The sequence below is a fragment of the Adhaeribacter radiodurans genome (assembly GCF_014075995.1).
Lineage (GTDB): Bacteria > Bacteroidota > Bacteroidia > Cytophagales > Hymenobacteraceae > Adhaeribacter > Adhaeribacter radiodurans.
This window is the reverse complement of sequence record NZ_CP055153.1, coordinates 3,618,677-3,633,604: the sequence shown is the minus strand read 5'-3', so window position 1 is coordinate 3,633,604 and position 14,928 is coordinate 3,618,677. Positions and strand designations below refer to the sequence as shown.

Annotated in this window: 12 protein-coding genes; 1 reads left to right on the top strand and 11 read right to left on the bottom strand. The window is 41.6% G+C overall.

All coding sequences use genetic code 11. The annotated features are described in order from the left end of the window. Positions 1-105 precede the first annotated feature (105 nt). From HUW48_RS14745 to HUW48_RS14700, 10 genes are all read right to left on the bottom strand, one after another. Complete coding sequence (locus tag HUW48_RS14745) at positions 106-924, bottom strand: TIGR04290 family methyltransferase (RefSeq protein ID WP_182411674.1); 819 nt, start codon at positions 922-924, stop codon at positions 106-108. Between the two features lie 189 nt (positions 925-1,113). Further along, positions 1,114-2,229: a CgeB family protein gene (locus tag HUW48_RS14740; protein ID WP_246343484.1), complete on the bottom strand. Its 1,116-nt coding sequence runs from the start codon at positions 2,227-2,229 to the stop codon at positions 1,114-1,116. After that, positions 2,226-3,335: a CgeB family protein gene (locus HUW48_RS14735; protein ID WP_182411673.1), complete on the bottom strand. Its 1,110-nt coding sequence runs from the start codon at positions 3,333-3,335 to the stop codon at positions 2,226-2,228. The genes HUW48_RS14740 and HUW48_RS14735 overlap by 4 nt, the downstream gene beginning before the upstream one ends. Further along, the gene (locus tag HUW48_RS14730) at positions 3,325-4,464 is read right to left on the bottom strand and encodes a CgeB family protein (RefSeq protein ID WP_182411672.1); all 1,140 of its coding nucleotides are present in this window, start codon (positions 4,462-4,464) and stop codon (positions 3,325-3,327) included. Before HUW48_RS14730 ends, HUW48_RS14735 begins: the two co-directional genes overlap by 11 nt. 28 nt (positions 4,465-4,492) lie before the next feature. Then, a complete protein-coding gene (locus HUW48_RS14725) occupies positions 4,493-5,563 on the bottom strand; it encodes a glycosyltransferase family 4 protein (protein WP_182411671.1) in 1,071 nt (356 codons plus the stop codon). 36 nt (positions 5,564-5,599) lie between these two features. Further along, a complete protein-coding gene (locus HUW48_RS14720) occupies positions 5,600-6,640 on the bottom strand; it encodes a Gfo/Idh/MocA family protein (protein WP_182411670.1) in 1,041 nt (346 codons plus the stop codon). 323 nt (positions 6,641-6,963) lie between these two features. After that, the gene (locus tag HUW48_RS14715; protein ID WP_220463936.1) at positions 6,964-7,968 is read right to left on the bottom strand and encodes an MDR/zinc-dependent alcohol dehydrogenase-like family protein; all 1,005 of its coding nucleotides are present in this window, start codon (positions 7,966-7,968) and stop codon (positions 6,964-6,966) included. After that, positions 7,968-10,022, bottom strand: a complete 2,055-nt coding sequence (locus HUW48_RS14710; RefSeq protein WP_182411669.1) for a GDP-mannose 4,6-dehydratase — start codon at positions 10,020-10,022, stop codon at positions 7,968-7,970. The genes HUW48_RS14715 and HUW48_RS14710 overlap by 1 nt, the downstream gene beginning before the upstream one ends. Before the next feature lie 48 nt (positions 10,023-10,070). Continuing rightward, complete coding sequence (locus HUW48_RS14705) at positions 10,071-11,189, bottom strand: NAD-dependent epimerase/dehydratase family protein (protein ID WP_182411668.1); 1,119 nt, start codon at positions 11,187-11,189, stop codon at positions 10,071-10,073. A 673-nt stretch (positions 11,190-11,862) separates the two neighbouring features. Continuing rightward, positions 11,863-13,188: an inositol-3-phosphate synthase gene (locus tag HUW48_RS14700; RefSeq protein ID WP_182411667.1), complete on the bottom strand. Its 1,326-nt coding sequence runs from the start codon at positions 13,186-13,188 to the stop codon at positions 11,863-11,865. Between the two features lie 621 nt (positions 13,189-13,809). On the opposite strand from HUW48_RS14700, the gene HUW48_RS27620 reads away from it, so the two are divergent. Continuing rightward, positions 13,810-13,941: a hypothetical protein gene (locus tag HUW48_RS27620; protein WP_182416388.1), complete on the top strand. Its 132-nt coding sequence runs from the start codon at positions 13,810-13,812 to the stop codon at positions 13,939-13,941. A 107-nt stretch (positions 13,942-14,048) separates the two neighbouring features. Here the strand turns inward: HUW48_RS27620 and HUW48_RS14690 are convergent, their stop codons facing one another. Next, positions 14,049-14,651, bottom strand: coding sequence for a histidine phosphatase family protein (locus HUW48_RS14690; RefSeq protein WP_182411666.1), 603 nt, complete (start codon positions 14,649-14,651; stop codon positions 14,049-14,051). Positions 14,652-14,928: the final 277 nt, after the last annotated feature.

The following is a 14,928-nucleotide window of genomic DNA, read 5'->3' as shown; positions in this document are numbered from 1 at the left end:
GCACTGAAATTGTAAAACTTAAACATTTAAAAAGAAGGTTATTTTAGTAAAACTGAATGCTTTACAACCATTTTGTTATTAGAGGATTATGATATTTTTCTAAAATTAAGAAGTTAGAGTACGATTCTTATTGGTTACTTTCATTTGAACCGCCTCTTCCCAATTCTGACCAGTTGCGGACAAGTATTCGGATTTGTTCCAGGAATGAACACTTTTATTATTGGAAGTATCTAGCTCGCATAAGTATATTTCGTGGGCAGGTCTATGCATTACATTTAAACCGCAAGAACGCAGCATAGCTTCTATGGCGGCATGGTTGGGAGCCCACCAATTAGTGACATCGCCTGCTAAACGCTGTTCAATAAAGGCCATTTTGGGCCAGCCATCTTGCTGCATTTTTTCCCGGTCATTAAAATCTAAGTCCTGAGGTACTTCTGCTACTTCTTCGCCGGGCATAGTTAAGGTTTGAAAAACCATTAAACGATTCAGTTTTTGAGAAAGAATATCCAGAGATAGTAGCGGATAACGCAAATGGTACATTACTCCCATATACCAGATTAAATCAAATTTTTGCTCTAAGTGCGCTACATCGTATACCTGTAATTGCCGGAATTCAATTTGTTTTTCCAGACCAAATTGTTGCGCTATCCAAGCTGCTTGCTTTAGATAATGCGGATCTATATCAATAGCCAATACCTGGGCTCCCCGTTTAGCTAACTCAATCGTATAAAAACCCGCATTGCAACCAACGTCCAGCACCTTCCAATTGGTTAAATCCTCCGGAATATAAGGGGCAATGTCTTGCCATTTAAACGCCGGAAAATCTCCTAAGGTATGATTAGGCGCGGTTTGGGTACCATCGGGTAAATGTATGTTATGAAACCAAGGTTTAAGTTGATCTATCTCCTGTTGTAATGTGGTCATGAGAAAATTTTGATAAATTTTTTACCTACCTGTATTTTGCTGTAGCCTGGTGTGTAACTAATTATATTGAATCAATTATTCTTTTTAAAGAATAGTATTTACTTATAAAATAGGAGCCATTGAAGAGGAAAATAAGGCTAGATTATTAAAGTTTTACGTTCCTTACTTCTTAGCAGTAATTTAAATAGGCTATACCATACTACTTGCTTTGGTTGTTGGAAGATTTAGCTTTCCGGAAATTTCCTGCACATATTGCTCTACCTCCAAAGCTCGGTGGGCAGCAGTATGTTGGTTCAATACCTTTTGGCGGGCTTTTTCCCCAATGGCATTTCGTTCAGATTCGGAAATATCCCGCAGAAAACGTAAAGTATCCTGAGCGGAATAGGACACTAAAATTTCGGTTTCAAAATCAAAAACAGAATCTAAACCATCCCAATAATCGCTGATAATGGGAGTACCACAAGCCGCTGCCTCAAATAACCGTACGCTTGGCGAATATCCCGCTTTAATCATGTCAGCGCGGGTGATATTTTGAGTGAACCGTTGACTATTGTAAAAAGCCCGGTGCTCGGCTGGTGGTAAATGATGGATGTATTGGGTATTAGTTGGCCATTGAATGGTAGCGGGGTACTGGGGACCGGCCACCACAAATTTACCTTTCGGCCATTGACGAGCCGCCTCCAGCATTAATTTTTCTAAAGGCGGTTGGCGGTCATCGCTGTAAGTACCTAAGTAGCCCAAATCCCATTTAAGTTCTTGTGGATCAGGAAAGTAAAGCTCTGGGTCAAAAGAACAATAAAGTGGTTTAGCTTTTGGTGAACCATATTTTTGCTCGAGTAAATCTAATGTAGGACCGCCTGTAAACGACAAATACAAATCATACTGCGAAATTAAATCTGGATGTAAATATTCATAATCCTTCCGCTCCAGTTTGGCTAACGTAACCGGAGTATCAATATCGTAAAAGGCTTTTATACCTTGCGCGGTTTTTATTACCCATTGCCCAACGGGCACTCCTTCGGGAACATACGAGCCTACAATTACCAGATCAGCTTCCCTTACCTGTTCGGTAAACCGAGATTTTAAATCATCTAAAGAGGCGTAGAGTTGCGTATCGCAATAACCCGGATTGGGTAAGTCGCGGCTAGAGGCATACCAGGGAACATCCCGCTCCAGGAACAAAACCTGGTGCCCGCGGGCAGCAAGCTCCCGCACGAATCCCCTGAAAGTTGTAGCATGTCCGTTACCCCAGGAAGATGTAATAGATAAACCTAGAATAACGATATTCATGGATGCTGGCTTCATACTAACTCTCCGGCTTTTTTGGTTATTTTACTATAAAGTAATTGTTCTAACTGGTCGGCTCGGTGATTATACGTATGCGCCGCCAATACTTTTTCGTAAGCAGCTTTCCCAATTGCTTTTGCTTTTTCTTCGGTAAGAGCAGCCATAATGCCAGCCACTTCGTTTCCATCTTTAGCTACTAATATTTCACTATCCGGCTCAAAAAAGAAATTGATGCCTTCCCAATAATCGGTAATAATACAGGCGGCGGCTCCAGCGGCTTCAAATACACGGGTAGCCGGCGAAAAACCATAACGGGCCATACTTTCGCGGCTGATGTTTAATACGGCTTTAGGGGTACAGTTAAAAGCATTATGGTCTTGGGTAAACACGTGGCCAATATAATTTATATTCGGACTCATGGGTTTATCACCCCAACCACTACCCCCAATTATAAAAGTACTTTCGGGTAGTTTAGCGGCAACTTCTAAAAAGAAATGCTCTACGCGGGCTTCCCGGTCGGGTAAGCGGTTACCCAGAAAAGCTAAATCGCAGGCAAACTTAGGGTTGGGCTCTACCGGAAAATGCGTAGCAGTATCCAGGGCATTATAAATAGGTACACATTGTTTAGCACCCAACGCTTCGTACGCCTGAATAACCGGATTGCCTCCGCCGTAAGTGAGAATTAAGTCGTACTGAGGAATATGGTCCCTAAAAGCATCCTCCGGATTGTTTTGCACGCGGTCTAAAGTAGCGGGAGCATCTACATCCCAGAAAATAACCATACGTTCCGGGGTTTGCAGGTTTAGTACTTCGGCTTCGAGTAGTTCATCAAAAACACCTACTCCGCTTGCTTTTACCACAATATCGGCGTGGGTAGCGTCTTCCAGCATTTTAAAAACAGCCTCTTCGGTAGCGGGGTACACCACTACTTTAGCCCAATCCGGGTCGGGTATATCGCGGTTTTCCTGCCGCTGGTAAGCATCGGGTTCGTAAAAAGTAACTTGATGACCCCGTTCATGTAAAGCCCGCACAATGCCCCGGTAATAAGTAGCAGCTCCGTTCCAGTAAGCGGAAACTAAACTGGAGCCAAAAAAAGCTATTTTTAATTGTTTTTTATTTTTCATAAACTGTTTCTTCGTTCTTGTTCCCGTAAATTTTGGCAGAATCTATTTCCAATTTTTCGCACACTTTTTCCAGTTCGTTTACCCGGTGCGCACAGGTATGTCGTTGCTGAATGGTTTTTAAGCCGGTGGTTGCTAATTCCTGAGCTTTGTTATTATCCGAAAGAATTGTTTGCAGGTGCTTTTTCATTTCTTCGCCATTTTGCGCTACCAAAAAGTCCTGACCAGCCGTAAACAAATGCTCGGCATCTTCCCAGGGAGCAGTTATTAACGGTATGCCACAACTAAGCGCTTCAAACGGACGAATGGTGGGAATGCCCGGCAAAGCTTGCACGTAAGGCCGACGTGGTACGTGTACGGTTACTTTATATTTAGCAAATTCTTCAGGTGCTTTGTAGTTGGGTAACCACCCGCCGTATTCTATTCCGGCATCCGCTAGTGATTTTAAAGCATGTTCAGGGTAACGCACGCCATAAATTTTTGCTTTCAGGCCGAGATCTTTTACCGGATTAATTAAGAATTCGTGCAATTCGGCGGTTCTTTCTTCATCGCCCCAGTTACCAATCCAAACTAAATCTCCTTCTACTTCCGTTTTGGAATGCGGATAAAACACGGTTGTGTCGGCGGCTTCGTGCCAGGTATAGGCTTTTTTAGTCCATTTTTCCTGCAGGTAAATATTTTTAATTACCTCTCCAAATGCCAGAACACCGTCGTAATGGGTTAAATCGTAAGCGGCCATGCTTTGCTTTTCGGTCACAGCCCGATGATGCGTATCGTGGAATAAGAGTTTGTAGTTACTGCGGGTGCGATGTTCTCCTACTCGCTTTACCAGTTCGTGCTCGCTCCATTCGTGCACCAACACTAAATCGGCATCTTGTAAAATAACGTCTAAATCGAGCGTTTTTAGATTGTAGAAATTAGTTTCTAAACCGGGGTAGTATTGTTGAAGCTCCTTTAATTTTTCCTGCCCGTATTCATTTACTAAATTTTGTAAACTCCAGCCATTCTCTGGCTCAAAAACTTGTACCTGGTGGTGCCGGGCTTTTAATTCCTGCACAATGCCTCTTAAAAAATGGGCATTACCATGGTTCCAGTCCGAAAGCAGGGAATGATAAAAAAGGACTATTTTCATTATTATGTTAAATTAAGGCGTCTTTATTTTAATTAATATCTACTTCTTCCAAAAGTTGTTGGTATACTTGCTCGTAATCGAAAGCCATTTGCTTCGCGCTGAACTGCAAGCCTACTTTTATCGCCCGGAAGCTGAAAATATTGCGGATAAATTCATCGGAAATTAGCTTATTTAAGGTAGCCAATAGTTGATCCGCATCTTCGGGATTAACGTAAGTAGCCGCGTGCTGCCAGATTTCTTTTTGACTGGGAATATCTCCTAAAATTAATGCGCATCCGGATAATCCTGCTTCTAAAGCCGATAAACCAAAAGGCTCGTACTTGGCAGGTAGGGCAAAAATAGATGCCCGGCTTAAATAATCAGCTATTTCTGATTGGCCTAGATAACCTACGAACTTAACATTTGGTAAATCTAAAATTTCACCCGTGCTTGGATGTTTAGCGTCGCCAGCCACTATTACGGGCCAGCTCAGTTGGGGAGCTATTTCCGTTAAAAGTTTAATATTCTTGGCTTCATCCCAAACCCGGCCCATGCTGAAAATAAAAGGCTCTTTGGGTTGGTACCGGAATAAATTTAAATCCCGACCATTATGAACCACTAAATGATTCTGGAAAGGGCCATAAAATGTTTCGGCTTCTTCGAGCATGGCTAGAGTAGGGGCTACTACCAAATGGGCGGCTTGTAAACTTAGGGTTACCCGCTTCTGGTATTCTTGCCAGTAATCCGGCGCTTTTTCTTTTTTTACATTTTGCCACCAGGATTGTACGCAGGAATGCACCACCAATATTACAGGTTTTCTCCAATTTAAATGGCCATGAACAAGGTTGTTGAGGTGAATTAAATCCGGTTTAAATTCTTCTTTTATTTGCATCAACCAGTTGGCGGCGGCATCCACTTCCTTCCACGGATTGTCCATCCATTCCAGTTTAAAGGAACTTTCAAAAAGTGTCGCGTTGGCAAGGGATTTAAATTCTTCGCGCTGCGTAACTGAAATGGGAGCCCCCATTGTTGCCAAAGCCACTTCGGCTCTTTCTGGTCCTAATGCCCGGACTAATTCAATCGTGTAGGTCCAGACACCGCCGATGGTATCGGCAGTCATCAATATTCGCAGGGGTTTGGCAGCCTGGTTCATGAATTATCTGCCGTAGATATTATCCAACACCTCGGCCACTTTTACAAATTCTTCGGCTTCCGGATTAAATTTTTCACCAGCGGCCAAGCGGTTCGCCCAAATTACCCCCGCTCTCCCAGACCAATTATCGGAGGAGGAGTAAAGTATTTCGGTTCTGGTGCCATAATAACGTTCCGCCACGAAATCGTAAAAAGAACCGTTTTGATTTTTAAAAGCTACGCCGCCGTTTGTACCATAAAATACAGCACTAATAATAGCTTCCTGACCAGCCGGTAAATTCCAGGAACAAGTTAATTGTACGTGGGTGCCGGTTTGTAAATGAATACTAGCGGTAGCATAATCTTCTACTTGTTGGTCGGGGTTAGTGATTCGTTTGCCTTTGCTGAACAAGCTGCTAGTTACGCTTTCTACCACCGGGAAATTTAAACCCCACAAAGCTAAATCTACTAAATGCACGCCCAAATCTATTATGCAGCCCCCGCCAGATAATTTAGGATCGTAAAACCAAGGCTTATCCGGACCATAGGCATTATGAAAGGTTAATTCCACGCCGTAAATTTCACCTATTTCGCCTGATTGGATAACCTGATAAACTTGCTGCATGGCTTGGGTATACCGATAAGACAAATCTACTCCTAAAAGTTTATCGGCTTGGCGAGCTGCTTCTACTACTTTTTGGGTTTCAATTCGGTTTCGACCTAAAGGTTTTTGGCAAAAAACTGCTTTACCGGCGTTAAGGGCAGTTATAGATTGTTCGGCGTGTAAAGCGCTGGGAGTAGCAATCACAACTCCATCAACCTCTTCGGTTAACATCTGTTCCAGAGAGGTTACCAGTTTGGCTTGAGGAGTTGATTTTAAAACTTCTTCGGTGTTGGCTAATACAGGATCCGAAACATAGACAATTTCGCCGGCTTTGTGCTTGGCAATGGACTCCAGCCGGTTACGGCCAATCCATCCCACGCCTAAGAAACCTAACTTGGGGAGTTTGGAAACTGTATCAATCGTGGTAGATGTAACGTTATTTATTTTTGAATCTTGTTGCATGTTAAGTGTACAAAATAAGTTTGTAGTAAACTTCTTTGTTTTAGTATAGGAAACCCCAATGGTTTTACAATTCCAACAACTTATAAGGCTAGTTACTCCATTGCCATGTAGCTTCCCATTTGAGAGACTAACTTTATTTCCTTCGTCTTAGCAAACACTTAGTATTGCTAGTCCTAAGCTCCTTTTCAAGACTGGATGTTAGCTATAAGTTCATCTATTCTGGCTGGAGGCCAGGCAATAAAACCACAAGCTCAGATGCTCGCGCTAGCTTTTAGTACCTAGAATTAAATCTTTACCAAAAGCTACTATCTAACATTCCATGTCTAAAATTTAATGAGTGCTTTCATGAATCCGTCGGGTCGGTTTTGGAGCACTTGGAAAGCTTCGGCTATATTTTCGAAGGGAAAGGTATGGGTATAAAGCGGTTGCGGATTCATCCGTCCGGATAAAACGGCATCTACCGCCTCGTGCATGCCTTGCAGGTAAATTTTGGGGTCGCGTTCGTGGGCATTAATTACGTCGAGGCCCCGCCAGTTCCAAAGTTGCACGTTTACCGCACGCATTCCATCCTGGTGATAACCGGCTATTATTAATTTACCGCGTTCAGCGGTTAATTCACCGGCTAAGTTTAATGGCCACTCTTTCCCGGTACATTCAATTACGCGCGGGCAAAATGTTCCTCCGGTTAAATTTTTTACTTTTTCAATTATTTGCCAATGGTCATCGAGCTTAACAATTTCATCGGCCCCACAATCTTGCGCAATTTTTAAAGAAAAATCGCGCTGCGACAGAGCAATAACTTTAGCACCCGCGTTTTTAGCTAATTGAATTAACAAAGCGCCTAAAAAACCAATGCCAATAATAGCTACTGTTTGTCCAACTTGAATACCAGACCGTTTAAAAATGTTGATTGCACAGCCTAACGGCTCACCCGGAAAAGGAATTCCATTAAATGAAGCAGGTAATTTTACTATAGATTCAGCTTCCGCCAAATCGTATTCGGCGTACGCGTTATACGTAATAGCGGCTATGCGTTCCCCAACTTGTACATGTGTTACGTCTTTCCCGATAGCATCTACTGTTCCCCAACCTTCATGGCCCGGATTACCGGCCTCAATGGGGTAAGTAAACCATTCGCGGCCTTGCCAAACAGGAATATTGGAAGCGCAAAGGCCACAGCCCTCCATTTTAAGGCGTATCTGGGTTGGTCCGGGTTCAGGTAATTGTACTTCGGTAATTTCTATGATTTGCGGAGCTACTACAACGGCAGCCCGCATGGTTGATATTTTATCAGCTATTTCAGGTAAGGCAACTACTTCTGGATTCATTAAGCAACAACTACTTTAGACACTTCATTTTTTTCCTGCAGAGAGAAATCAACGGGTACTTCTATACCCCGGGTTTCGCATAACCACTTATACAGTTTAGACACCCCAACTTGTACTGAATTTTTGGGATACCAACCGGTTGCTTTTTTAAATTTACTAATATCCGAAACGTAATAATGTTGATCACCGGGCCGCCAATCACTGAAATTTAACGGTACTTTCTGGCCTTGGAATTCGCCGATAAGCTCTAACAATTCGAGTAAGCTGGTGGTATTTTCCGGACCGCCGCCAATGTTAAAGGCCTGACCAGAAATTTTAGGCATGTGCTGCTGCGCCAACAAGAAAGCATCTACTAAATCTTCTACAAACAATACATCCCGCACTTGTTTGCCGTCGCCGTAAATGCTGATGGGTTTGTTTTCGATGGCGCGAATGGCAAAGTGGGCTACCCAACCCTGGTCTTCGTTACCGTATTGGTGCGGACCGTAAATGCAGCTCATCCGGAAAACTACTGCCGGAATATTATAGGTACGGGCATAATCAATTACATATTGGTCGGCGGCACCTTTAGAGCAGCCGTAAGGGCTATGAAAATCTAAAGGTCGCGCCTCGCTGATACCGTGTTTCAGAATAGTTTTATCCGAAGGATTATAGCGGGAGCCATCGACAATAAATAGTAAATCTTCGAGGCCACCGTATACTTTATTGGTTGAGGTAAATACCAGTGGCGGCGGATTATCTTGGGCCCGGATAGCTTCCAGAACGTTGATAATGCCGCGGGCATTTATTTCAAAATCATTAATAGGTAAATCTAAGGAAGTAGTTACGGCAACCTGAGCGGCAAAATGAAATACCTGATCGGCATTTTTCATGAGCTTTTTAACCGTAGGTAAATCACGAATATCACCCACGTAAATTTCTAACCGTTCTTCGTAGTTGTCGTGTAGCCATTGTAAATTTCTTTCAACGCCGGTACGGGAAAGGTTATCTAAAATTAAAACCCGTTTTCCTTCCTGCAATAAGCGTTTAGCTAAATTAGTCCCTACAAATCCGGCACCGCCAGTAATTAAGCTATATTTTCCGGCGGAGTTAAAACTGGTTTTTTGTTTAATGCAGGTTAGTTTGTTTAAGCCTTTTATGCCGTTTTCTGCCCAAAGCCGGTACAATAATTTAGGACTGCCATCGGCGCGTTGTAAACCGAAGAAATATTCGCGTTCATCCACATGAAAACCACTTAGGGAAGATGAATCCGGGTCAAGATCATGAACACTATACCAAAAGACTTTATTAGCGGTAGTTTTTAAAACATTCCGAAATTCCTCTAATTGTTGGTACTCATCGTGCTGCCAGGTCGAAAAACCGGCCGCAGTAATCCAGATTTCAGCAGAAGAATTATTTTGATTTAATACTGCTTTTACTTTAACAATAGTTTCTTCCCAACCTTCCCAATTTAAATCAAACACATTGGGGAACCCGTGCACTCCAACGGCATCTATATGCTGCATTGCACCTCTGTCGAATAGGAGCTGCAACCAGTTAGGATCTACCGGACGCATGCCTCCCAATACCGTTTTCTTACCACGTTGTTGCGCTAATTGAGCGGCAGTACTTACCATTTCGGTAAACCGTTGCCAATTATTATCGAGCGTATAATCGTATTCCAGTTTGTTATTCGGCTCGTCCCAGAGTTCTACCCATTCAAAATGCCCGCCTAAATCTGTTATAAAAACATCTAAAAAATCAGCAAATTCAGTTGGGTTAGTTAAAGGAGAAGAAGTTAGGGAGGCAACACCTAAAGCTGGTGGAGTAGCATGGAAACAAGGCAATACTTTTACTTGCTGGGCTAAACGGGAGAGCAGCCATTGGTACCAATCTTTACCTGCCGGAGTAGTATAACTGTTCCAGGAAATACCAGTCCGCAATTCTGTTACTCCTAGTTCTTTTAATTCGGCGAGTACTTTTTCGACCCGGGCTTGCTCTCCTGGCTGGAACCACTCTACCAAACCAACTAGCGGCTGGTTCTTATTTTCAATATTATTAGAAAGTATATCCATTAACATTTAGTGCTTCAGATTTAATTAGAAAAATGGCGGTGGTAAAACTTACACGGTTAATCCCCGGGCGGCTAATTCGGCACTTGCCTCATTTACCCGGTCGTGCGCTATTTGTCCTTCGAGCCACTCGGCCAATTCTGATAAACCACTATTAAAATCTACCTGCGGATAAAAACCTAAAACTTCTTTAGCTAAAGAAATATCAGAGTAGCAATGCCGAATATCACCTACCCGGTACTTGCCCGTAATTTGCGCTTTCAGGTGTTCTTTGCCTAAAACCTGGGCCAAACGTTCCGAAATTTCAGAAATGGTGTAATTGTTACCACTACCTACGTTAAATACTTTACCATCGGCTTCGGGGGTTTCCAGAGCTAAACGACAAGCTAATGCAACATCGCGCACGTGCACAAAATCACGTTGCTGTTGCCCATCTTCAAAAATCATAGGCGGATTATCGTTCAGGAACCGGGAAGCAAAAATGGCTAATACGCCGGTATACGGGTTTGATAAAGCCTGACGGGTGCCGTAAACATTAAAGAAACGCATGGCCACGGTAGGAATACTATACGCCCGGCCCACAATTAAACTCATGCGCTCCTGGTCGTATTTAGATAAAGCATAAACCGATGACAGGCACGGCATTTTAGATTCTGAAGTAGGAATAGGATTTAGTTCTTCGCCATTTTCGTCAAGCACTTCCCACCGGCCGCTTTTTAATTGTTCCAGCGGTCGCTCCATGGCTGTTACTAATTCGCCGGCGGCATTTCTGTATAAACCTTCGCCGTAAATACTCATGCTAGAGGCAACTACTAATTTCTCAACGGGTTTTTGCGATAAGCATTCGAGTAAAACGGCTGTTCCGGTATTATTTACATCGGTGTATTCCCGGATTTCGTACATGCTCTGGCCAACCCCTACCATAGCGGCAAAATGAAACACCGCACTTACGCCTTCCAAGGCTTCCAGAACAACTTTCTTGTCCCGCACATCGCCAACGATCAATTCTACTTCCGGATTCAAATATTCAGGGCGCTGGCAATTTTTTCCGTGTACTTGTTCCGAAAGGTTATCTAACGCTCTCACTTCATACCCAAAATTTAGTAATTCGTCAGCCAGGTGCGACCCGATAAACCCGGCACCTCCCGTAATCAATACTTTCTTCGTCATAGTTTTTCGTTGGTGTTATATAATTTTTAATTTTTAGAGCAATAATGATAAAGCTATCTAACATAAAAGAGTTATTCCAGTCTTAAAAAAGACTTTCTATTTCTTACATGTATAAGTGCTTTGGTAACAAAGGAAGCCAGAATGCTAATCAATAAAACAACTGAGAAATTTTTTAAATCTGCCTTTAACTTAGGTTTGCAGCGATTTAAAGCAAAGATAAACCTGCTGCTCTTAGGAGCGCCGGCTTTTACTGTTGTACTGCTAATTAAAGTAAGTGAGATAAAATTTTTCAATAAGCAAAGCGTATAGAACTATCCCTTTGTTTGATTTATTGTCCTAAAACGAAATTAAAAATAAATGGTTTGTAGAAGAAGAAGCTACTATTAGGGTTTATTAGGTATTGAATAGTAAAATTAAATTAAGAAATATTTTTAATAAACAGCTAAAAGCCTTTAGTAACAGATTACTAAAGGCTTTATTTTCAAAGTATAAAAGAAAGGGGTAGGTACTAAAATCCGTATTTATTACTTTGGTAAATCCGTATTTATATTGTAACATTTAAATGTAAAAGGAACAAAAATTTTAGTTTTTTATTCCTGATTTTTACTTTTTAAACTTAAAATTGAATGATGTCCTTAAACAAAGCCTGCGTTTAATTTTACTTTAATAATTTTTACATAGCTTCCATTAGATCTTGATAATAGTCTAAACCTAAGTGAGTAATTAAGTCTTCGCCCATCATGTGGCGTAAGGTGTTTTGCAGCTTTATTAATTGCTTAAAAATATCGTGTTCAGGGCGAAGATCCGGAGCCGTTTGCGGTGATTTAAAGTAAAAAGATAACCACTCCTGTATACCAGACATACCAGCTCTTTTAGCCAAATCACTAAATAAAGCTAAATCCAACACGATTGGGGCCGCTAAAATAGAGTCGCGGCATAAAAAGTTAATTTTGATTTGCATGGAGTAACCCAACCAACCAAAAATATCAATATTGTCCCAGCTTTCTTTATTATCGCCGTGAGGAGGGTAATAGTTAATCCGTACTTTGTGGTAAATTTCGCCGTATAATTCAGGATTCATTTCCGGTTGCAAAATATCTTCCAGCACGCTCAACTTCGAAACTTCTTTAGTTTTAAAGTTATCCGGATGATCTAAAACATAGCCATCGCGGTTACCCAGAATATTAGAAGAGAACCAGCCTTTAATACCTAAAGCCCGGGCCTGCAAGCCAGGGGCCAAAATGGTTTTCATTAAAGTTTGACCGGTTTTAAAATCTTTACCGCCAATAGGTGTTTCGGTTTGCTTAGCTAACTGAATTAAAGCCGGAATGTCGCAAGTTAAATTAGGTGCTCCGTTCATAAAAGGCACTCCCAGCTTAATGGCGGCATACGCATAAATCATAGAAGGAGCAATGGCCGGGTGATTATTCCTTAAGCCTTCTTCAAAATTTTCTATAGTTTCGTGCACTGCCGATGGCTCCAGGTAAATTTCGGTAGAACCGCACCATACGATTACCAGGCGCGCACAATCATTGGCTTCCTTAAAATTTTCGATATCATCCATTACCATTTTAGCCAGATCGGCTTTGGTAGCAGCTTGTTTTACATGATCGCCATCCAGGTTAGAAATGTAAGACCGGTCGAACACCGCTTTCATGGGCTTAATTGCCTCCAGTTCGGCTTTTACCGCGTGCAAAAGCATGGGCTCCAAAACTTTGGCTTTCATGGCCGCCTCAAACACATTATCGCTATATACGTCCCAGCCACCAAAAACAATATCGTTTAAGTCGGCCAGAGGTACAAAATCCTTAATTTTGGGAAAACGATTTTCGGTTCTTTTTCCTAACCGAATGTTCCCCATTTGGGTTAAGGAACCAACGGGTTGGGCCAAATTCTTTTTTACTGCTTCTACTCCCGCAATAAGGGTGGTGGCTACCGCTCCTAACCCTGGGGTTAATATACCAAGCTTTCCTGCTGCTTTCTCTATGGTATTGTGCATGTGTTATGAGTTTAATAAAAATTAAGAATTCTATATGATTGTTCGCATATTACCTGACAAAATAGATAAATTATTCATTTCCTGACCTACTTTACCAGAATAATTTTAAGTAATCTGTACCGGGTACAAACTATATTATGTGCTTTAAACTTTTCGCTTACAACTAAATTTTTCTTGAAAAGTTTTATTTGTAAATACCTGAAATCTTTGGTTTGTACCTGCTGGTAATCTAACCCAAAAGCTATTTGCAACTTTACTGACCCGAAAAATACCTTTAAAAGGCCTGGCAGGAAAGTAAAGGATGAAAAAGAAATAAAAATGAAAAGTGCATTTTATAGTACTATAACCGTAGTACGCATTTAAAGTGTTAAAGGTCAGTACTGTTTACTCGCCAAAATAAGGTTATTCATCGTGTTTAAAATAGCTTCTTTCAATTTTTTACTTTTTTCGTTGTTCTACCGGCTCATGGCCAAACTACCGATAATATTCGGACCCAATCCTTAACAGAAGTAACTATTACTGCCTACAAAGAAAAACCCGTTAAACAAACTGCATTGCTGATCAGTCCATTAACGATAGATAGTTTAAGCCGTTACTAGTAATTACAACCTCACCGATTTACTGGCTCGTACCCCGGGCGTTACTATATTAAGTACGGAACCCGCCAATGCCAAACCAGTTATTCGGGGGTTGTACGGTAATCGCATCGTGGTGTTGCTTTCCGGGTTAAAGTTCGACAATCAGCAATCGTAACAATAACCATTCAGGAAAAGCTTTAAAAAAGTAAACTAGTTATAGTGATTGCCACTAGGTTTTAGCAAAAAATTATTGCTGCTTAAAGTTTTATTCGGCTTTACTTTTTAAGTTGGAATTTCGCTGGTGCTATTTACTAATAAAATTCGGGCGGTTTCTTCAAAAATCTGAATAACACTCACCGAAGCCGGGCTAATTTCAAGCCGTTGAAACAAGTCAAGGGGAATGCCGGCATAATACGCAATTGTAGCTTTAATTAAATCGGAGTGGCTTACTACGGCTACTGTGTGGTTTGGATGTTGCGAACATAATTTCTGAAGTCCATTTACCATGCGGATTTGGGCTTCCAACATTAACTCGCCGCCGGGAATTCGCGTAACGCTCCGAAAAGAATTAAACCGTTTAAAATGCACATCGTTTTGAAGATCGGTAAAGGCAGCATTCGTCCAATCGCCAAAATTTAGCTCGATAAAGTCCTCATTAATCTGGGTGGTAAGCTGAAATAATTGAGCTAATGGTTCGGCCGTTTGAAAGGCTCGTTCCAGCGGACTGCTGTAAATAGCCTTGATGGGCAAACCAGAAAGCCGTTGCGCTAAATTTTGCGCCTGGTTTTGGCCTTCTTTATTTAATAGTACTCCCGGTGCCCGGCCCGAAAGATGTTTTCCTACAGCATCGGTGGTGGCATGCCGGATTAGAAGAAGTGTAATCATTAAATTTGTTTTAGGTCTTGGATAGCCTGGTTTTTACTAAAAAGTAATTTCTAAATTTACCCTAACTTACCCAGACAGAGTAGAGCAGGAAACCTTGCCTTTAACGGAACAAGCCTGTCAACCGTTTACTACAATTGCTTTAAAGTAGAGGAATTCAGGAATAAAGAATTTATAAACGAATCAACAAAATTTCTCTTTCTTGCTGATAAAAATAAGATGTATTATGCTTTAAAAATGAATAAGTTAGAATAAAATACCTGATAAATCTTGACGCTTC